The following is a 20,544-nucleotide window of genomic DNA, read 5'->3' on the forward strand; positions in this document are numbered from 1 at the left end:
TAGGTTTACCTGCGATTGGCGTTCTAGATTAGCGAAATAATAAGAGAAGAGTGACGGCGAGGCGCCGAGATCGGCTATTGGCTTAACTCTGTATCGACAGAGCAGTAGGCCATTTGGCCGTATCTCAGTGGTGAAACGCACATTCGACGCTCAAATACGACACGTTTAACCCTGGTTTGGGCTTAAAAAACGCGGTGCTCGAGCAAATCAAGCAAGTATTTACCGTAGCCAGATTTGACTAATGGCTGAGCGAGATCGCGCAGCTTGGCCGCGTCGATATAGCCTTTGCGGTAGGCGACTTCTTCTGGGCAGTTGGCTTTAAGGCCTTGGCGTTTTTCGAGTGCGCGAATAAACAGCGCGGCATCGAGCAAGTCATCTAAGGTGCCGGTATCAAGCCAAGCGGTGCCGCGACCCATGACTTCGACTTGCAAGGTGCCCGCTTTGAGGTATTGATCGATCACATCGGTGATCTCAAGTTCGCCACGTGCCGACGGTTGGACGTTTTTAGCAAACTCGACCACCTGGTTGTCGAAGAAGTACAGGCCAGGAACCGCGTAGTTGGAACGAGGCGCCTCTGGTTTTTCTTCAATCGAAATCGCTTTGCCTGACTCGTCGAACTCGACCACGCCGTACGATTTGGGGTTAGAGACGTGATAGCCAAACACGGTCGCGCCACTTTCTTGCTGGTTAGCACGCTCTAGTGAGTGCGACAGATCGTGGCCGTAGAACAGGTTGTCGCCGAGCACGAGGGCCGCTGGAGAGCCTGCTAAGAAGTCTTCGGCCAGGATAAAGGCTTGTGCCAGGCCGTCTGGCGAAGGCTGAACCACGTATTCAAACTTGATGCCCCAGTCGCTGCCATCACCGAGCAGGTTTTGAAAGCGCGGCAATTCTTGCGGGGTCGAGATGATCAAAATTTCGGTGATCCCGGCCATCATTAAGCTTGAGATCGGGTAGTAGATCATCGGTTTGTCGTAAACCGGCATCAGTTGTTTGCTGACTTCCTTGGTCAGTGGGTAAAGACGGGTGCCGGAGCCGCCCGCGAGGATGATACCTTTACGGTTTTGTGGGTTTGACATGGTTAAGCCTTTTTTATGTCTATGTTGGTTAAAAATTAAAATAGTTAGGATAGTGTGAAACAGTCTAAAACAGTGCGCTGCGCTTAAGACAGTATGTGACAGTCTAAGACGGTGAATGACAGTGTGAGACAGTCTAAGACAGTGCGCTTCGCTTAACACAGTGTGAGACAGTCTAAGACAGTTCGCTGCGCTTAACACAGTGAAACACAGCCCCCAAAGATAAGATTTTGGTTTTCTGTGTTCCACTGTCTTACACTGTATTCCACTGTCTTATACTGTTATTAACTGTGTTTCACTGTCCGACACTGTATTTAACTGTCGTTTACTTCAACTCGCGAATGGTGGCCAAAATAATACGACCAATACCGTACAACATCGCCGCTAACAGGGTAAACAAAGTAATGTTATACACCACATCCGGGTAACGATGAGAGTCTGGCAGTGTCGGCGCTTCAACCACAACTAAGTATTTGATTTGACGGTAGGTCTCAATACGCGCTTTTTCTAACGATACCTGCGCCGAAGTATACGCTTGCAGTGCCAGTTCGTTTTTGACCTTGAGATCGGTAAATTGGGCCATGATTTCGCTGACCGGAATGGTTTTATCGCCATCTTGGGCGAGCTTGTTGCGCTCTTTGAGCAATTGCTCACGCAGGGCATTGAGCTCGTTTTGCAAGGCCACCACGCGCGGGGCGCTGTCGGTCATGATCGACTGGTAACTTTTAAGCTCCGCTTCTTTGGCGCTGATCTGCCCTTCTAGCCCATAGGTAATTTGCTGCTTGGCGGTGCCTTCGGCGGTTGGGTCGAGCAGGTTGTATTTTTGTTGAAAGTTGAGCAAGGTGCTTTGCGCTTGGCTCAGTTTGTCTTCCACTTCCACCGACTCTTTGCGAATAAAGGCCAGTTGCGCCTCGGCCAATTGATGGCTAATCGAGTTGATGTACCACTCCGAGCGCTTGACGATGGTTTGCGCTAGGGTCTGGGCATAGTCGGGATCAAACCCTTGGGCGAAAATACGCAAAATGCCCGACGCTTCATCAATTTCGACCTTGACGTGATCTTCATAATACTTGGCAAAGGTTTCGCGGCTGTCGTCATCGTGAACGCGGCTAAACACATCGATATTGGTATCGCTAAAATGCTGGCGCAAATCAATGGTCTCGTCCAGATAGTTGATCATGTCGTTCGAAAAAATGTACGACTCGAGAATTTGTGGATCCGTGCCGGCGGTATTGGTTACACCAAGGCCAGACAGCGCGGCCATGGTGGCGTCCATAGTAGTGGTGGAATCGGGTTCTTTGACCAGCACTTGCGCTTCACTTTCGTAACGCTCGGTGGCCCAAAATAATTGATAGAGCGCGAACAGCAGTGACGGGATCAAAACTAGGAGGACAAAGTAACTGCGCAAAGGTTTGGGGAGTTTATCAAAAGGGCTGCCGGCTTTGGCGCTTGCCGCTTGGCCTTTTGGCTCACTGGGCTTGGCATTAGGCGTATTGGTTTGCTTTGAACTGGCTTGCTGTGACTTGGTTTGTACCTGGGGCAACAAACGCAAAGCGGCGATTTTTTTACTCGCTAACTCAGCGGCTGGTGGCGATTGTTGCTTTAATTGATCGAGGCCTTGTTCTAACAGGTCGGGCTGGTTTTGTTCTTCTGTGCTAAAACCATTGAGCCAATCTTGGTAAACCTTTTCAACATTTTGTTGTTGCTTTGCTTTTTTTTGTTGATTCGCTTTTTTTACATTGTTGATGCGCACTTGAATGCGTTTGGCCAGTTCAGGGTTACCAGCCTGTTGGTAAAAAGCTACCGATTCTGTTAAGTATTTGATATCGCTAAATTGTTTAGCTGTACAGGCTTTTTTAAAACCTTCAAAGTCACTGACCGTTGAAATCATAATGTTCCGTTAAGGTTGTCATTTTAATAAGGTAAACAAGGACGCTTTGCTTAACACAGTCTAAGACAGTGCGCTGCGCTTAACACAGTGTGAGACAGTCTAAGGCGGTGCACTGTGTCTTACTGTATTTCACTGTCCTATACTGTGTTTCACTGTGTCTCACTGGTTTTTACCGACTGATCGCCTGCTTCCAACTGACGTGATAAATCGCCAAAGCAAAAAACAGCAGCAAAATGGTACAGGCATCTAAAAAGAAATAACTGACTCCGGCATCGCCGTATTGCGGGTAGGCGGCGTAGCGAGTCAGCTCCACCGCGTGCAACAAGGGGTTCCAGGTTAAATAGGGCCAATATTGCTGCGGGATGTCTTGCAGGCTAAAGAAAATCCCCGAAATAAAGAATAATGGTCGAGTGGCTAGACCCATGATTTTTTTCACTTCTGGTACATAACAGACAGCGATTGAGACGATTAAGCCCAGGCTGGAAGCAAACAGCCACACACGAATCAGGTTGAGGATCACTTCTAAATAGTCATCAACATGCAAATCCATGCGTAAGTAATAAATAATGATGGCGATGACCAAAATAACGGCGATTTTGACCAGCAGCTCAAAAAAAACGATCGCTATCACTGAGCTGATCGGTTGCACTTGGCGAAAGGCGTACAGGGGTTTATTTTTTTGAAAGGCGCCAGAGGCTGAGCCCAACACGCCTAAAAAAAATTGTACCATGATCATGCCGATGACCATAAACATGAAAGTCGGGATGCCATGGGTATCACCGCCATCCATACGGCCGCGAATGTAAGACAGCATAAAAATAAAGGCGACTGGCGAAAACACCGACCACGCAATACCAAATTTATCGTTAAACTTACTTTTAATCTCACGCAAAAAAATGGCAAAAATTACATCGCCCCACACTTTGAGGGTCGAGCGTTTTTTTACATCAGCCATGTTGCCCTCCCACCGTATTGGGGTGGGCAACGCGCGGGGTGCTGAAGCCTGGTTCCGCGCTGAACGTGATGTCGCTTGCCTGACCTATGATAGCTTGACCACCGATGGTTTGCCCACCGGTGATCTGATCAACAATGACTCGGTTCACGAACGGCCCATTGGCGCTGCGTTTTGTCGCCATCACAAGGGCCTTAGGTTGCCACATTGGCCGCCACCGCAATCTGATAAATAACTTGGGTAATGTCCTTGATCGATTGCATGGTTTTGCTGTCGACTTTTGGCAACACCAAGATTTGATCGCCTTTGCGCACCGGCTCTTCGGGTTCGAACTCAACTAACCCATTGGCGCGTACCACGGCGATGCGCTTGTCTTCGGCGCGATCGGAAAACCCGCCTGCCCAAGCCACGTAGTCGTCGATACTGGCATCTTGGTTATACACCACCGCTTGCGGCATTAACACTTCGCCCGCGACTTGCACCAAATCGGTTTTGTTCGGAATGACAATCTTATCGCCTTGTTCCAGTAAGATATTCGAGACTTTACCGTGATCGGCGACCACCACTTTACCGAGGGCTTTGACCTTGCGAGCACGCTCAGTAAATTGCAGCACCATTTGCGCTTCTTGCGAACGAATCGACGCTTCTCCAGTCGAAGAGGCTGGGCCAGTAAACACACTGCGCTCTAATCGATCGAGTGACTCTTCTAACAGCTTTTGCTGCCGTTCGGCGACGCTTTTGCGCAAAATGTACACCGAACCAATGTCGGCCAAGTTTTTATCGACCGGAATGGCGTTTAACACATCGTGCAGACGCGCCTGTTTGGTGACGGCAAAGTAGGATGGGCCTAGGTAACTGCCACCGACTTCAATATCGATCACTTGTGGGTGTAAATCATCATTAAACAACACCTTATCGCCATCGCGAAGGGTAAAGTTTTGAAACTTCTGATAACTCATGTAGCGAGAAAAAGGGCCAGAAGCGCGATTGCCAGTGACGGCAACATGGCTGACTTTCGGCAAAGGCAAAGACAAGTTAGCCAGGGCACTGCCGAGCGCTTGTTCGCCATTTAACTCAAAGCGAAACGGATTGCGCACCCCGCCGCTGACGGTAATGGCGGCTTTTTGCGGTTCGACCAAAATGGTATCGCCGCTTTTGAAGTTGATCTTCGGCATTTGTCCGTTTTTCATAAACTGGTACAAATCGATCTTGGCCACGGTTTGACCATCGCGCACCACTCGAACGTCGCGATAACTGCCGCGTTCTGAATCAATCCCGCCGGCGCGCTTGAGGTAATACAATACGCTGTCTGACGACATACCTGCGTATTGCCCAGGGCGGATCACCGGGCCACTTAGATAGACGGTAATTGGCGTTGCCGTTAATAAGTTCACGTAAACATTGACGTTTTTGGTGTACACCTGGCGGATTTTTTCACTGACAAATTGATTGATCTGGCTTGCCTTAACGTCCATCACCTGAATCGGGCCGACGTCGGGAATGAAAATGTTGCCCTGATTGTCGACTGTGGCCACATTGGAGTAGTTGGCCGAGCCCCAAATCCAAATGTTGAGCTTATCGCCTGGTGCGATGGGGTAGTTATCCAGTGTGCCGTTACTGCGTTCGGTCTCGTAACCGCCGGCAAACAAGTTCGCTCCATAGGGCGGCGGCATTATCTCACCGGAAGACGGCAGTAATTTGCGCACGTCGGTCTCGCCGGGAAGCAGCAAATTGTAGCGATTTTCTTGGCTAAAGGTGCCGTCGGCCAAGGCTTCGTTGGGTGTGGTGCTATTGAGGTCGATGCTTGATGGCGTCGCACTTTGATTTTGATTGAGCTGAAGGTTATTGCTTTGCTCTTCCTCTGCGCTATGGGCCAGCGTCGGTATCAGACACAGGCTAAGCCCAGCCATACAAAACGCCGTTGTTAGGGGACGTGTGAGGCGTCGTGCCGAGGTTGGAACGCGGCGCAGGGTGATTTTCCAATGTGACGTATCAGTCATAGGGTGTCCATGTGTATTCTGTGTTAATAGGTCGCTTCGCACAGTAAAATAGGGTGTGAGACAGTCCGCTTCGCTTAACACAGTGAAACAGAGTGCGGGACAGTCGACTGCCTTCCAATGCTTTTCACCATCTCTTACTGTATCTCACTGTCTTAGACTGTGTTTTACTGTCTTAAACTGTGTTGCACTGTCTTCTTACTGCACAACAGGTAACGTCTCGCCCTTATTCAGCGAAGGAGTCAGATACCAAGGGGTAACCGGGTTAAACACCGGATCGGCGTCTGTGCCTTTATAAGGGCGTGAGCAAGCGATTTGCACGCGATCATCGCCATTGCTTAATTGCGCTTCTAAAGTACGGCAAGTATTGCCCAGCGCAGAAAAATACGGCGCGCTGACGCTGATGGTCACATTCTCTGCGGTGAGGCTTTGCGTGGTGGCGTCGTCGAGTTGTGGCCAGTATTTTTTGGCAATCAGTTGACCGTTTAACATCGAACTGTTAGGCGATACCAAGGGGATGTCGGCACTCACTTCACGCGGCTTATAGGCACAAGCACTTAAGGTTAACCCCAGTGCCAAGCAGAAGGTAATTTTCTTTAGCATAATTTGTCTTTGAATGATTAGGGCTAGGTGGTGGTTGAGTGCGCTTCGTTTTATACACAGGTCGCTGCGCTTCACACAGTGTGAGACAGTGTAAAACAGTCCGCTTCGCTTAACACAGTGTGAGACAGTCCACTGTTCTATACTGTGTTTCACTGTCTTGTACTGTATTTCACTTTGCTACTAGGGCGTTTTGATACGCTACCGCCCGATGGTTGTTTGCGTTATCCATAACACGCTTCGCACACTGACATTGAATCGCACTTTTTATCTTTGATATTGATAACGTTAAACTATCAATAAAATCAAAAGATTAATTTATGCATTATCGATGAATGAACATTGACCAAGTCCATGGTTTGTTGCTTTTTCATTCATCTCGTTTTTTGTTATATGTGGACTAAGATACTTGAAATTTCTTGCTCTAGGCAAGGTTTATGCAAATAGATGTTAGAAATTAGCAAACTCTCTGCGCTAAAACCTTGTTTTTTATGTGCATGAAATTGGTGTTCTACTTGTTGTCTTGCCTGCTACTTTGCCTTTCATCAATGTGAAGTCAATCACTAAAGTCAAAAAAACGAGACATAGATCAACCTTGACGCTATTTTTTCTTTTTTGTGGCGAAATTTTGTCTTAATCATAAGGCAGTTTGTTTACGATAAAGCCTCGCGCTACCTTGATATCAATAACTTTGTTATGCTACCAAGATACGGTTCTGTTTAAGTATTAAAAAGGCTTCACCGAGCTCTAAAGGAATAAAAATGAAAATTGCAGTTGCGGGTACGGGCTATGTCGGCCTTTCAAACGCCATGCTTTTGGCTCAGCACAACCAAGTGGTTGCTATTGATATTGTTGAAGAAAAAGTGGCAATGCTTAACGACAAGCAATCGCCGATTGTCGACGCTGAGATCGAAGACTTTTTGACCAATAAAGCGCTCAACTTTGTCGCGACCACCGACAAACAGCACGCGTATCAAGACGCCGATTACGTGATTATCGCCACGCCAACCGACTACGACCCTGAGACCAACTATTTCAATACCTCATCTGTTGAAGCGGTCATCAAAGATGTGATGGCGATTAACCCAGAGGCGGTGATGGTGATTAAATCCACCATTCCTGTTGGTTACACCAAAGAGCTCAAAGCCCAGTTCGCGAGCGATAACATTCTTTTCTCCCCTGAGTTCTTACGTGAAGGTCGCGCGCTTTACGACAACTTGCACCCATCGCGTATCATTGTGGGTGAGCAAAGTGAGCGCGCCGAAATCTTCGCGAATTTATTGCTTGGCGGCGCAGTCAAACAAGATGTGCCGGTGCTGTTTACCGACTCGACCGAAGCTGAAGCGGTCAAACTCTTTTCAAATACCTATTTGGCGATGCGGGTGGCCTATTTTAATGAATTGGACTCGTACGCAGAAATTCACGGCTTGGATGCGCGTCAAATCATTGAAGGCGTTGGCCTTGACCCGCGTATTGGCAGTCATTACAACAATCCGTCTTTTGGTTACGGCGGTTACTGTTTGCCCAAAGATACCAAGCAATTATTGGCGAACTACCAAGATGTGCCTAATAATATTATTCGTGCGATTGTTGATGCCAACACCACGCGTAAAGATTTCGTCGCTGAGTCGATTTTAAAACGTCAGCCTAAGGTCGTCGGTATCTATCGCTTGATCATGAAGGCGGGCTCTGACAATTTCCGCGCCTCTTCGATTCAGGGCATCATGAAGCGTCTGAAAGCCAAAGGCATTGAAGTGATTGTTTATGAGCCGGTGTTAAAAGAGTCAACGTTCTTTAACTCTCGCGTCGAAACCGATTTTGAGGCCTTTAAACAGCAAGCGGATGTCATTGTTGCGAACCGTATGGTTGATGAGATCCGCGATGTGGAAGCCAAGGTGTATACCCGCGATTTGTTTGGCAGTGATTAAGGATTTTTAAAAGAGGACAGGCAAGTTTTCTTTTTATCGGGACAGGCAAGATAGCGGTTTGTTCTTAAGAGGACAGGCAAGTTTTCTTTTTATTGTTCTTAAGAGGACAGGCAAGTCTCTTTTTATTGGGACAGGCTAGATATCTGTTTTGTAGTTTCTTAAAGGGACAGGCAAGATATCTGTTTTGAGTTCTTAAGAGGACAGGCAAGTTTTCTTTTATCGGGACAGGCAAGATAGTGCTCTTCGTAAGTGGTCTGTCCCTAGGATTTTTAAAAGAGGACAGGCAAGATAGAGAGTTTCTTAAAGGGACAGGCTAGATAACGCTCTTAAGAGGACAGGCAAGATTGCGCTCTCTTGGTAAGTGGTCTGTCCCCATACAACAGCAATATTTTCTGCTTACCAGCCAGGGTGAGTCATCTAAAAATTTATTAAAGTCAGTTAGGGACAATTAGGTTCAGTTATGATTAAAAAGTGTTTATTCCCCGCAGCCGGTTATGGGACTCGTTTTTTACCGGCAACGAAATCAATGCCGAAAGAAATGATGCCTGTGGTCAATAAACCATTGATTGAATACGGTGTTGATGAAGCAATTCAAGCCGGTATGACCGAAATGTGTGTGGTAACCGGTCGTGGTAAGCATTCCTTGATGGACCATTTTGATAAGAACTTCGAGCTTGAGTATCAAGTAAGCGGGACCAGTAAAGAAGCTCTACTTGACGATATTCGTGGCTTGATTGACTCGGCTCACTTTACTTATATTCGTCAGCGTGAAATGAAAGGTTTGGGTCATGCAATCTTAACTGGGCGTCCTTTGGTGGGTGACTATCCATTCGCTGTCGTTTTGGCTGATGACTTGTGTGTCAACCAAGATAAAGGCGTGTTAGCCCAAATGGTTGAGCTTTACAAACAGTTCCGTTGTTCTATTGTTGCCGTAGAAGAAGTACCAGAAGATGAGACACACAAATACGGTGTGATTTCTGGTGAGATGATTAAAGATGATATCTATCGTGTTGATAACATGGTGGAAAAACCAGAAAAAGGCACAGCGCCAAGCAACCTAGCTATTATTGGTCGTTATATTTTAACACCAGATATTTTTGATATCTTAGAAAATACGGAACCAGGTAAAGGCGGCGAGATCCAAATTACCGATGCGTTGCTTAAACAAGCGCAAACGGGTTGTGTTCTTGCTTATAAATTTAAAGGCGAACGTTTTGACTGCGGTAGTGTTGAAGGCTATATCGAAGCGACGAACTACTGTTACGAAAACCTTTATCAAAAAGAACAAGATGTAAAAACAGAAAAGAAAAATAAATAATTTATAAAAGGACAGGCTGGTTATCTTTTATCGGGACAGGCAACTTTTGCTCTATTTGCTTTATAAGGTGACAGACTGCTTTTACATCTCAACGAAAGGAGCTTTAGGGCTCTTTTCTTTTGTCTTTAAAAGGACAGGCAAGATAATAAACGCTCTAAGATAATCATTGGCTAGGTGAAATATGAAAGTATTAGTAACAGGTGGAACGGGGTACATTGGCAGTCATACTTGTATTCAAATGATTGAAGCCGGTATCACGCCAATTGTTCTGGATAATTTATACAATAGTAAAGAAAAAGTATTATCTAGAATTCAAGAGGTTAGTGGAAAGTCCGTCGAATTTTATCAAGGCGATGTGAGAGATCCTGAAATTCTAAGCACGATTTTCAGTGAGCACGACATCAGTAGTGTCATTCATTTCGCTGGCTTAAAAGCGGTGGGGGAGTCAGTGCAAAAACCTCTGACGTATTACGATAATAACGTTTCAGGTACATTGAATTTAGTTTCTGAAATGGACAAAGCTGGCATTAAGTCTCTGATTTTTAGTTCATCTGCAACAGTGTATGGTGATCCCGCTTCGGTTCCAATTCAAGAAGATTTCCCCACCTCGGCGACCAACCCTTATGGCCGTAGTAAGTTGATGGTTGAAGAGTGTCTACGTGACTTTCAAGCCGCGAACTTAGACTGGAGTATTACTCTGCTTCGCTACTTCAATCCAGTTGGTGCTCATGAATCTGGACGCTTAGGGGAAGATCCACAGGGAATTCCTAACAACTTATTGCCGTTTGTCGCCCAGGTTGCTGTTGGGCGCAGGGAAAAATTAGGCGTGTTTGGTAATGATTATCCAACACCAGATGGAACGGGAGTTCGCGACTATATTCACGTGGTCGACTTGGCTGATGGTCACGTTGCGGCGCTGAATCACGTTGGTTCTGATAGTGGTTTACACGTATTTAATTTAGGCACGGGGCAGGGCAACAGCGTTCTAGAAATGGTTGCTGCGTTCGAAAAAGCATCAGGAAAACCTATTCCTTATCAAATACTTCCTCGTCGTGCAGGCGATATTGCAGAATGTTGGGCTGACCCGACTACGGCGGAAAAAGCCCTTAATTGGCGAGCGAAACGATCGTTACAGGTGATGGTTGAAGATACTTGGCGTTGGCAGTCAAATAACCCAAATGGTTACGAAGAGTAATTATTCTTAAAAGGACAGGCAACTGAGGTTTATAGTCTTTTTAGAGGTTTAAGGTTTATAAGAGGCCTGTCCTTTTATTAAATAACTGGACAGGCAATTTTACCTACGGGAGTTATCGGGACAGGCGATTTAACACATGTTATTGGGACTGTCCCTTTATTAGTCCCTTTATTAATTGTGTCATAGTGTATTTTTGATGGTTTTGATATAAACCTGAAAATAGAATGAGAATTTAATTCACTCGAAAAGGATTTTGGTAATTACATCGACAAAGCCTTGAAGATTTAAAAATCTCAAGTATTAAGGGAAATCGAACTTGTTTGAACATAGCAATGAAGGCTTACAATCTCAGTGCTTTCATTCTTTTGCGTTTGAGAATTGATTGGGCTCTATCCACACTTTCTTTACACCCTACCCAATGTACTCCTTTTTTACCAAAACACTGGTAAGCTGAGCTGTATGACTCAACGGGCCATTGCAATCGAGATAAAATATTGGGCGTGTTTTTGGCGATAGCGCCTGGCTTATCATCTCGAACTATCCTGCCTACCCAATCGACGAAGTTAAAGTAATCCTTTAAATTGAAGGGGATAGTGAAATGTTCGCCTTTTAGTGGATGAACACTGAGTGGAGCAAGTTGCTTTGGTTGGTAGGTATGGTGTGTTGAGGCCCAGCACCGAAGTTTGATCGATGTGTATTCTGATTGCTCTGGGGTATTGGCTATCTGGGCGCGAACTGGATTGAGATCGGCATAGGCCATGGCACTGATCAGAGCCGTTTCGTCTAATAAAGCTTGAGATTTGTATCTTCCTTCCCAAAAATGACCAGTGCAGCGATCTTCTTTATTTGCCAGTTGTGCAATGCCCATGTTCATTTCTCTCATAAACCAACTCAAACTCGATAAACGTTGCCGCCATGTTGTTAAGTGCTTACTGAGTAATGCTTTTTCTCCTTCATCGAGTGTGTCTTTTTTTAATATTAATAATAAAGAGGGCGGGATGGTGTGGAGTTTTTTCCATCTCGTGATCACTTCTTTGTCGCTGAGGTTTTGAGCTTTGGTTGTGTTAAGGTGCAGAACTAAGTGATAGTGGTTACTCATAATGGCATACGCACAAATATCGATACAAAACACCGAGCTAAGGGCCCATAAACGCTCTTCAATCCATCCTCTACGGTGTTCAAAACTTTGACCTGAAACCTCGTCTACTCCACACAAAAAAGAGCGCCGTACGCAGCGAGAAGTACAATGGTAGTAGGGCGTAACGTCAGGCCTTACTTGGTGTTTGCGTGCTGTTGTCATGTCGATAAATCAAATCGGTGTGTTTATATACAGTATTGTCTATTTTATCAGCTTTGCTTGTAGTAATTATGTTTATGTGATGAAGGTCATGTTTTTATTTTGGAGGTTCAATAGCAGTTAAATTGCCTGTCCCTTTAACTAAAATTTGAATCTAGCCTGTCCCTTTAACTTAGAATGGTAAAGTTATTGTCATTAATCTTGTTTGTCCTATGTTCTGTACTGTTCAAGTGATAAATTATTTTTCGTCTGTATCGAATTTTCAACAATTAATGAGGCCATTAATGAACAGGTATAAGTCAGGTTGCATTGCCTTTGTTGCTGCTTTTTTTTCATCTTTCACATTTTCCGCGTCAGAAACAAGCTCTTTGTCCGATGAGCTAAGTGCAACAAATATAGATGATTCGCTTGTAGAACAGAGAGTAAAAAAAGAAGAAAAAGTAGAAGGTAACCCGTTTGTGATTACGCCTCATAAAGCCAATTATCTGCTGCCTTTTACTTACAATTCCAACCCCAATACCGAGCCATTTGAAGAAGCGTTGGGGGATGATTATGACGATTTGGACAACACCGAGGCCAAGTTTCAGATTAGTTTTAAATTACCATTAGCAGAGAATATTTTGGGCAGTGGGCAACTGTTTTTTGCTTACACCAACCAATCGTGGTGGCAAGTTTATAACCGCGATAATTCAGCGCCCTTTCGAGAAACTGTCCATGAACCCGAGTTTTTCTTAGTATTTCCAAATGATTGGAAGGTTGCTGGTATGACGAATTCTTTATTTGGATTTGGCGTCAATCATCAGTCAAACGGGCAGTCTGGTGATTTGTCTCGCAGCTGGAACCGAGTCATGGGGAATATGGTGTTCGAACGCGGCCCTTTGGTGTTTAATTTGCAAGCGTGGTGGCGCATTCCCGAAGAAGAAAAGTCCTCTGCAGATGATGCGACCGGCGATGATAACCCAGATATCAACAAGTATATGGGCAATGTTGAGCTTACAGGGTTGTATGGGTTAGGGGAGCATCGTTTTACTATGATGCTACGTAGCAATCTGCGCGAAGATAATAAAGGGGCTTTGCAACTCACATGGAGCTATCCAATATATAGGAATATTCGCCTTTATACTCAGTACTTTAATGGCTACGGTGAGAGCTTGATTGATTACGATGCACACACGCAAAGGCTCGGGGTTGGTATTGCTCTTAATGATTTGTTGTAAGTCTTGTTTAGGTTCTTTTTTAAAGGGACAGGCTAGATAATGGATATTTTGCCTGTCCTGATAAACTTTTCTTTTAGCCTGTCCTAATATTACTCGACTTTTATCGTTGTGTTAGCGGCTGTTTTCCCGTTACTATCAAGACGTATTTTATAGTCTTAATTTGCTGTTTTTATGGTCAATGATATTTAATTTAACATATTGATTCATAAGATTTTGGCCCCATCACAAACGGTTTTTCAAGGAGAGTTTTGTGCTGCAACATGTAACCCCCTATGCTGGTGACCCCATTTTGTCGCTAATGGAAAAGTTTATTCAAGATGAACGAGCGGATAAGGTGAACCTCAGTATTGGTCTCTATTATGACGATGAAGGTAATATCCCAACGTTGGGCTCAGTTAAACAGTCGAAAACGGTCATCGCGGCACAAGCAGATGAGCCCTGTATTTACTTGCCAATGGAAGGTTTACCCGCCTATCGAAATGCATTACAACCATTAATTTTTGGTAGAAATCACAGTGCGTTGGATGAGAATCGTGTTGCGACGATCCAAACTCTCGGTGGGTCTGGTGCATTGATGATTGGCGCCGATTTCTTACATCATTATTTTCCAAAATCTAGCGTGTGGGTAAGTAACCCGACTTGGGAAAATCATCACGCTATTTTTGCTGGTGCGGGCTTTGAGGTTTACACTTACCCCTATTTTGATCAGCAGACGAAAATGCTGGATTTTTCAGGCATGCTTTCCCAATTAAAACGTCTTGATTCGCAAAGTATCGTTTTATTACATCCTTGTTGTCACAACCCAACAGGTGTCGATTTGACTCATAATCAATGGGATCAAATCATTGAAGTAATTAAAGAAAATAAACTCATTCCATTTTTTGATATGGCTTATCAAGGCTATGGCGATGGGATGGATGAAGATGCTTACGTGCTCAGAAAGATCGCACAAGAAAAAGACGTTGTTTCCTTTGTGAGCAATTCATTCTCTAAAATCTTTTCTTTGTACGCAGAGCGTATCGGTGGTTTATCGGTCGTGTGTCGAGATGAAGAAGAAGCGTCTCGCGTGTTTGGGCAACTAAAAGCGACCGTTCGCCGCAATTATTCGAGCCCTGCCAAGCACGGAGCGGTGATTGTATCTAATGTATTGAATTCCGAAGAGTTGTATAGCCTTTGGCTCAGTGAAGTCGAAGCGATGAGAACTCGTATTCTCAGCATGAGAAAGGCGCTTCAAGATCGATTAGCAGTGTTATCTCCTCAGCGCGACTTTGGTTTTTTGACTCAGCAGAAGGGCATGTTTAGCTACACAGGATTTAGTGAAAGTGAAGTGGCCAGGTTGCAAAACGAGCATGGGATTTACTTAATATCGAGTGGGCGTATGTGCCTGGCAGGTCTTAATGAGCGCAATGTAGAGAAAGTTGCACAAGCTTTTTCTGCGCTATAGGGAAATAAAGGGACAGGCTAAATAATGAAACAGACTGTCTCTTTAATTCTAAACTCTCTTGTCGGTTCTGTTGTATTAAAAGACAAGCATATAACAGGACAGGCTAGCTAATGTGCCTGTCCTTTTTATTTTTTTACGTTCTGTAAAAGTTGCCTGTCCCCTTAACGGTCTTAACTTGCCTGTCCCGATAAGCTATAAGCTAGTCGATCACTTTATCTTGCCTGTCCTGATTTGTTTGGGGGGCGATTTCTTCTTCCATGTCTTTTTCAGCGATTTTGGCTTTTTCGATCATTGGCGTAATGGTTGAGCCTTGCACTAAAATGGAAAATACCACCACGGCGTAAGTCATTACCAAAATGACTTCGCGTACATCGATCAATTTGTCTGGGATCACCCAAATACCGGATGGGATCGAAAGGGCCATGGCTAAGGCAAGTCCGCCGCGTAAGCCGCCCCAAGTTAAGATGCGGATTGACCACGGGTTGTATGTCCGGTAGCGCTTGAAGCCGATATAGGGCAATGCGACGCTTAAGTAGCGAGATAACAGGACAGCCGGTACGGCAAAAATCATCAAAATCCAGTCTTCGATGTGAAATTGGAACAACAGCATGGTTAGGCCAATCAACAAAAATAAGACACCATTTAAAAACTCATCGACTAATTCCCAGAAGTGGTCGAGGTGATCTTCACTTTCTTTAGAAAAACCGATGTAGCGTGTCCAGTTGCCAATCATAATTCCCGAGACCACCATGGCAAGCGGGCCGGAAACGTCGAGGATTTCTGCGAAGGCATAACCAGCCGTAGGGACGCCAATGGTGAGTAACAGTTCCATCGAGTGGTCGTTGGTGGCACTGATCAAATAGTGAAAGAGTAAGCCAAGAGCTAAGCCATAAAGGATTCCACCAAGGGCCTCTTGGATAAATAGCATCGACACACTGCTTATCGTTGGCGTTTCCGTGCCGAAGGCGATGGTAAATAGAGTGACGAAAATGACTAAGCCGAAGCCATCGTTAAAGAGGGATTCGCCTTCAATTTGTGTCGAAATTCGCTTTGGTGCATTGAGCTTTTTGACAATAGCCAGCACGGCAATAGGGTCGGTAGGGGAGATCAAAGCGCCAAACAATAAGCAGTAAACTAGGTCGAGTTCGATATTGATGAGGTGACAAAATCCGTATAAGACGAAGCCAATAAAAAAGGTAGAGAAGAGAGTGGCTCCGAGGGCAAGTGTGGCGATTTCCCATTTTTGATCTCGAAGGTTCGGGAGTTTGATCCCCAGACCACCGGCAAAGAGAAGGAAGCCTAAAATGCCTTTTAGCAAGAAATCTTCAAAGTTGATACTAGAGACGGTTTCTGTCGCAATTTGAGTTAAATGAAACCAATGGTTTTGACCTGCAATTAAGATCAAAAGCGATAGCATCATTGCGCCAGCGGTAATGGCAATGGTGGTTTGCATTTTACCAATTTTGCTATTGATAAACGCTATCATCATGGCCGCCGCGGAGAGAAAACAAAGGGTAGTGTATACCGACATGGGCTGCTCTTTATTTGTAAAAAAATGTGTCGTGAATTTTCAACGCTTACTGAACAAATAGCAAACACTTTTTTGCACTTTGATGCACAAGGAAAATTGGGTATAAGATAGTTCACAAAAACATTTTAGCCATCTAGAGTTCCAAAATTAATGTGCTAATATAGCCAAAGTTAACGTCATTGAAGAGGCACTTCGCGTGGTAAAGGACAGACAAGTAAAGATTGAAACTGAGCTCAATAAGCGCATTTTGCTGATCGATGGTGGCATGGGAACCATGATCCAAGGGGTTCGCTTAGAAGAAGCGGATTATCGCGGGCAACGTTTTGCCGATTGGCATTGTGATCTTAAGGGTAACAACGATTTGTTGGTGTTATCGCAACCTGAGATCATCGTCGATATTCACCGTCAGTATTTAGCCGCGGGTGCCGACATTCTCGAAACCAATACCTTTAATGCCACGACCATTGCGATGGCCGATTATGATATGCAGGCGTTGAGTGCTGAAATTAATCTAGAGGCGGCGAAGCTTGCCCGTCTGGCGGCTGACGAGTGGAGTGAAAAGACCCCTGAAAAACCGCGTTTTGTCGCTGGTGTGTTAGGCCCAACCAACCGCACGTGCTCGATTTCGCCTGACGTCAATGACCCAGGTTTTCGCAATGTCTCTTTTGATGATTTGGTGGTCGCATATTCTGAGTCTACCCGTGCGTTGATCGCTGGTGGTGTCGATCTCATTATGATCGAAACCATTTTTGATACCTTGAACGCCAAAGCGTGTGCCTTCGCTGTTGAGTCGGTATTTGATGAAGTGGGTCATCGATTGCCAGTGATGATCTCAGGGACTATCACTGATGCTTCCGGCCGAACGTTATCGGGACAGACCACAGAAGCCTTTTATCATTCTCTTCGTCATGTTGAGCCGCTTTCCTTTGGCCTTAACTGTGCCCTTGGTCCTGATGAACTTCGTCAGTACGTGGCGGAAATGTCCCGCATTTCTGAAACTTATGTGTCTGCTCACCCCAACGCGGGTTTGCCTAATGCCTTTGGCGAATATGACTTGTCTCCTCGCGACATGGCCGAGCATATTGGTGAATGGGCCCGCGCAGGATTTTTGAACCTCGTTGGTGGTTGTTGTGGTACGACCCCTGAGCATATCCGAGCGATGGCCAAAGCGGTGGAAGGGGTTGCGCCGCGCTCATTGCCCACGCACTCAGTATCGTGTCGGTTGTCGGGGCTTGAGTCGCTGATCATTAATAAGGACAGTCTGTTTATCAATGTTGGTGAACGGACCAATGTCACCGGGTCGGCTCGATTTAAGCGTCTCATAAAAGAAGAAAATTACGATGAAGCGTTAGACGTTGCTCGCCAGCAGGTCGAAAATGGCGCACAAATCATCGACATCAATATGGATGAAGGCATGCTTGATGCCGAAGCGTGCATGGTGCGCTTTTTGAACTTGTGTGCGTCTGAGCCCGAAATATCGAAAGTGCCGATCATGGTCGACTCGTCGAAATGGGAGGTGATCGAAGCCGGTCTAAAATGCATTCAAGGCAAGGGGATTGTTAACTCTATCTCACTGAAAGAAGGCAAGGAAAAGTTCATTCATCACGCTAAGTTGATCCGTCGCTACGGCGCCGCTGTCGTCGTGATGGCATTCGATGAAGAAGGACAGGCCGATACTCGTGAGCGAAAAATTGAAATCTGTACTCAGGCTTATCGGATTTTGGTGGATGAAGTGGGCTTCCCGCCTGAAGACATTATTTTTGACCCTAACATTTTTGCCGTGGCGACGGGGATTGATGAGCACAACAACTATGCGGTTGATTTTATTGGTGCGGTGGCCGATATCAAACGCGACTTACCCCATGCCATGGTGTCTGGCGGGGTGTCGAATGTGTCTTTCTCATTTCGCGGTAACAATTATGTGCGCGAAGCTATTCATGCCGTCTTTTTGTACCACTGTTTTAAACACGGCATGGACATGGGGATCGTCAACGCTGGTCAATTGGAGATTTACGACAATGTGCCAGAAAGTTTGCGCGATGCCGTGGAAGACGTGGTACTTAACCGTCGTGATGATGCGACAGAGCGTTTGCTGGATATCGCCGAAGAATATCGAGCTAATGCGGTAGGCAAAGTCGATGATGCGAGTGCGTTAGAATGGCGTACTTGGCCGGTAGAAAAGCGCTTAGAGCACGCTTTGGTTAAGGGGATCACGGAATTTATTGTCGAAGATACCGAACAAGCACGTGTGGCGGCGAGTAAGCCACTTGAGGTGATCGAAGGGCCCTTAATGGATGGGATGAACGTGGTCGGCGATCTGTTCGGTGAAGGAAAAATGTTTTTGCCTCAGGTGGTTAAATCGGCTCGTGTAATGAAGCAGGCCGTTGCCCACTTAGAGCCTTACATCAACGCAGAGAAACAAGCGGGCAGTTCGAACGGGAAAATATTATTGGCGACAGTGAAGGGCGATGTCCACGATATCGGCAAGAATATTGTAGGGGTCGTATTACAATGTAATAACTATGAAATCATTGACTTAGGTGTGATGGTGCCGTGTGAGACGATTTTGAAAGTCGCCAAAGAAGAAAATGTCGACATCATTGGTTTGTCTGGTCTTATTACGCCTTCACTCGATGAAATGGTCCACGTTGCTAAAGAAATGGAGCGTCAAGGCTTTGAATTGCCTTTGCTGATTGGTGGTGCAACCACATCGAAAGCGCATACCGCAGTCAAAATTGAACAAAACTATAACCAACCCGTGGTGTATGTGAACAATGCCTCAAGAGCGGTTGGGGTGTGTACGTCATTACTGTCTAGTGAATTGCGGCCAGATTTCGTTGACAAGCTTGATGCCGACTACGATCGAGTGCGCGATCAACACAATCGTAAAAAGCCGCGCACCAAGCCTGTCTCATTAGCAAAAGCCCAAGAAAACAAAGTGGCGATTGACTGGGCAAATTATACTCCGCCAAGCCCTGCCAAGCCGGGTGTCCATGTTTATGACAATATGAGTGTCAGTACGCTGCGAGAATACATCGACTGGACGCCATTTTTTATGACTTGGGGGCTCGTGGGTAAGTACCCAACGATTCTCAAGCATGAAGAAGTGGGTCAAGAAGCACAGCGATTATTTGATGATGCAAACGCCTTGCTCGATCGGGTGGAGTCTGAAGGCTTATTAAAAGCCAGTGGTCTGTGCGGTTTATTCCCTGCGGCCAGTGTTGGGGATGACATCGAAGTCTATTGCGATGAAACGCGCTCTGAAGTGGCTCATCGCCTGTTCAACTTACGCCAGCAAACGGAGAAGCCCAAAGGGTATAATTACTGTTTATCGGATTACATTGCGCCTAAAGCCAGTGGCCAATTAGATTGGATCGGCGCTTTTGCGGTAACTGGAGGGATTGGTGAGCGTGAGTTAGCGGATGCTTATAAAGCCGCCGGTGATGATTATAACGCCATTATGATCCAAGCCGTTGCCGACCGTTTGGCCGAGGCGTTTGCGGAATATTTACATGAAAAAATGCGCACCGATATTTGGGGCTATGCTGCTGATGAAAACCTGTCTAACGATGAGCTGATTCGAGAAAAATATCAAGGTATTCGCCCCGCACCCGGTTATCCCGCTTGCCCTGAACACACGGAAAAAGCAACCTTGTGGCAAATGCTCAATGTTGAGGAGACGATAGGTATGTCTCTGACATCAAGCTATGCGATGTGGCCTGGGGCTTCGGTATCTGGGTGGTATTTTTCACATCCAGAGTCTAGATACTTTGCGATTGCAGGGATCCAGCAAGACCAAGTAGAGAGTTATGCGCAAAGAAAAGGGTGGTCTTTGGAAGAAGCAGAGCGCTGGTTGGGGCCGAATATCGGTTTGTGATTTTTATAAAGGGACAGTCTTGTTTTTATATATAAAAAGGACTATCTAAAAAGGACAGTCTGTTTATTAGTCTGTTTTTTATGGGGCATTTAATACATAGTCGCGTCTAGGAAAGGACAAAATTGTCGACGAAGCTGCTTTTTTAGTTTTGCGGTGGTGTGCTTATGGCGTAAGAAAACGTTATCCCGTAATGGATAGTGTTTTTATAGAAAAGTAAGTTTATA

General features: G+C 45.6%; 13 protein-coding genes. 6 read left to right on the forward strand and 7 right to left on the reverse strand.

Annotated elements, in window-relative coordinates:
• Positions 1 to 182 precede the first annotated feature (182 nt).
• The 5 genes from rfbA to AB0763_RS02520 form a co-directional block, all read right to left on the reverse strand.
• Entirely contained in the window at positions 183 to 1,076 is an 894-nt protein-coding gene (gene rfbA, locus AB0763_RS02500; protein WP_306100977.1) for a glucose-1-phosphate thymidylyltransferase RfbA, read from the reverse strand.
• A 322-nt stretch (positions 1,077 to 1,398) separates the two neighbouring features.
• On the reverse strand, positions 1,399 to 2,964 hold the full coding sequence (locus tag AB0763_RS02505; protein ID WP_306100978.1) for a lipopolysaccharide biosynthesis protein: 1,566 nt from the start codon (positions 2,962 to 2,964) through the stop codon (positions 1,399 to 1,401).
• Positions 2,965 to 3,133: 169 nt separating this feature from the next.
• A complete protein-coding gene (locus AB0763_RS02510) occupies positions 3,134 to 3,919 on the reverse strand; it encodes an ABC transporter permease (protein WP_306100979.1) in 786 nt (261 codons plus the stop codon).
• Positions 3,920 to 4,110: 191 nt separating this feature from the next.
• Complete coding sequence (locus AB0763_RS02515; protein ID WP_306100980.1) at positions 4,111 to 5,916, reverse strand: polysaccharide biosynthesis/export family protein; 1,806 nt, start codon at positions 5,914 to 5,916, stop codon at positions 4,111 to 4,113.
• A gap of 195 nt (positions 5,917 to 6,111) precedes the next feature.
• A complete protein-coding gene (locus AB0763_RS02520) occupies positions 6,112 to 6,516 on the reverse strand; it encodes a hypothetical protein (protein ID WP_306100981.1) in 405 nt (134 codons plus the stop codon).
• A gap of 758 nt (positions 6,517 to 7,274) precedes the next feature.
• Here AB0763_RS02520 and AB0763_RS02525 point away from each other — a divergent pair.
• The 3 genes from AB0763_RS02525 to galE all read left to right on the forward strand — a co-directional run bounded on the left by AB0763_RS02525 (position 7,275) and on the right by galE (position 10,954).
• Positions 7,275 to 8,441 carry a nucleotide sugar dehydrogenase gene (locus tag AB0763_RS02525; protein WP_306100982.1) on the forward strand — a complete coding sequence of 389 codons (1,167 nt, stop codon included), beginning with the start codon at positions 7,275 to 7,277 and terminating at the stop codon, positions 8,439 to 8,441.
• 460 nt (positions 8,442 to 8,901) lie between these two features.
• Positions 8,902 to 9,759, forward strand: a complete 858-nt coding sequence (gene galU, locus AB0763_RS02530; RefSeq protein ID WP_306100983.1) for a UTP--glucose-1-phosphate uridylyltransferase GalU — start codon at positions 8,902 to 8,904, stop codon at positions 9,757 to 9,759.
• Between the two features lie 181 nt (positions 9,760 to 9,940).
• Positions 9,941 to 10,954, forward strand: a complete 1,014-nt coding sequence (gene galE / locus AB0763_RS02535; protein WP_306100984.1) for a UDP-glucose 4-epimerase GalE — start codon at positions 9,941 to 9,943, stop codon at positions 10,952 to 10,954.
• A gap of 340 nt (positions 10,955 to 11,294) precedes the next feature.
• On the opposite strand, the gene AB0763_RS02540 is transcribed toward galE, so the two are convergent.
• A complete protein-coding gene (locus AB0763_RS02540; RefSeq protein WP_306100985.1) occupies positions 11,295 to 12,254 on the reverse strand; it encodes a transposase in 960 nt (319 codons plus the stop codon).
• 281 nt (positions 12,255 to 12,535) lie between these two features.
• On the opposite strand from AB0763_RS02540, the gene AB0763_RS02545 reads away from it, so the two are divergent.
• Positions 12,536 to 13,468, forward strand: a complete 933-nt coding sequence (locus AB0763_RS02545; RefSeq protein WP_306100986.1) for a phospholipase A — start codon at positions 12,536 to 12,538, stop codon at positions 13,466 to 13,468.
• A gap of 250 nt (positions 13,469 to 13,718) precedes the next feature.
• Positions 13,719 to 14,912: an amino acid aminotransferase gene (locus AB0763_RS02550; protein ID WP_306100987.1), complete on the forward strand. Its 1,194-nt coding sequence runs from the start codon at positions 13,719 to 13,721 to the stop codon at positions 14,910 to 14,912.
• Positions 14,913 to 15,111: 199 nt separating this feature from the next.
• On the opposite strand, the gene AB0763_RS02555 is transcribed toward AB0763_RS02550, so the two are convergent.
• The gene (locus tag AB0763_RS02555; RefSeq protein ID WP_306100988.1) at positions 15,112 to 16,443 is read right to left on the reverse strand and encodes a sodium:proton antiporter; all 1,332 of its coding nucleotides are present in this window, start codon (positions 16,441 to 16,443) and stop codon (positions 15,112 to 15,114) included.
• Positions 16,444 to 16,639: 196 nt separating this feature from the next.
• On the opposite strand from AB0763_RS02555, the gene metH reads away from it, so the two are divergent.
• Positions 16,640 to 20,320, forward strand: a complete 3,681-nt coding sequence (gene metH, locus AB0763_RS02560) for a methionine synthase (protein WP_306100989.1) — start codon at positions 16,640 to 16,642, stop codon at positions 20,318 to 20,320.
• Positions 20,321 to 20,544: the final 224 nt, after the last annotated feature.

The organism is Vibrio sp. HB236076, from assembly GCF_040957575.1.
In the GTDB taxonomy this organism is placed as follows: Bacteria; Pseudomonadota; Gammaproteobacteria; order Enterobacterales; family Vibrionaceae; genus Vibrio.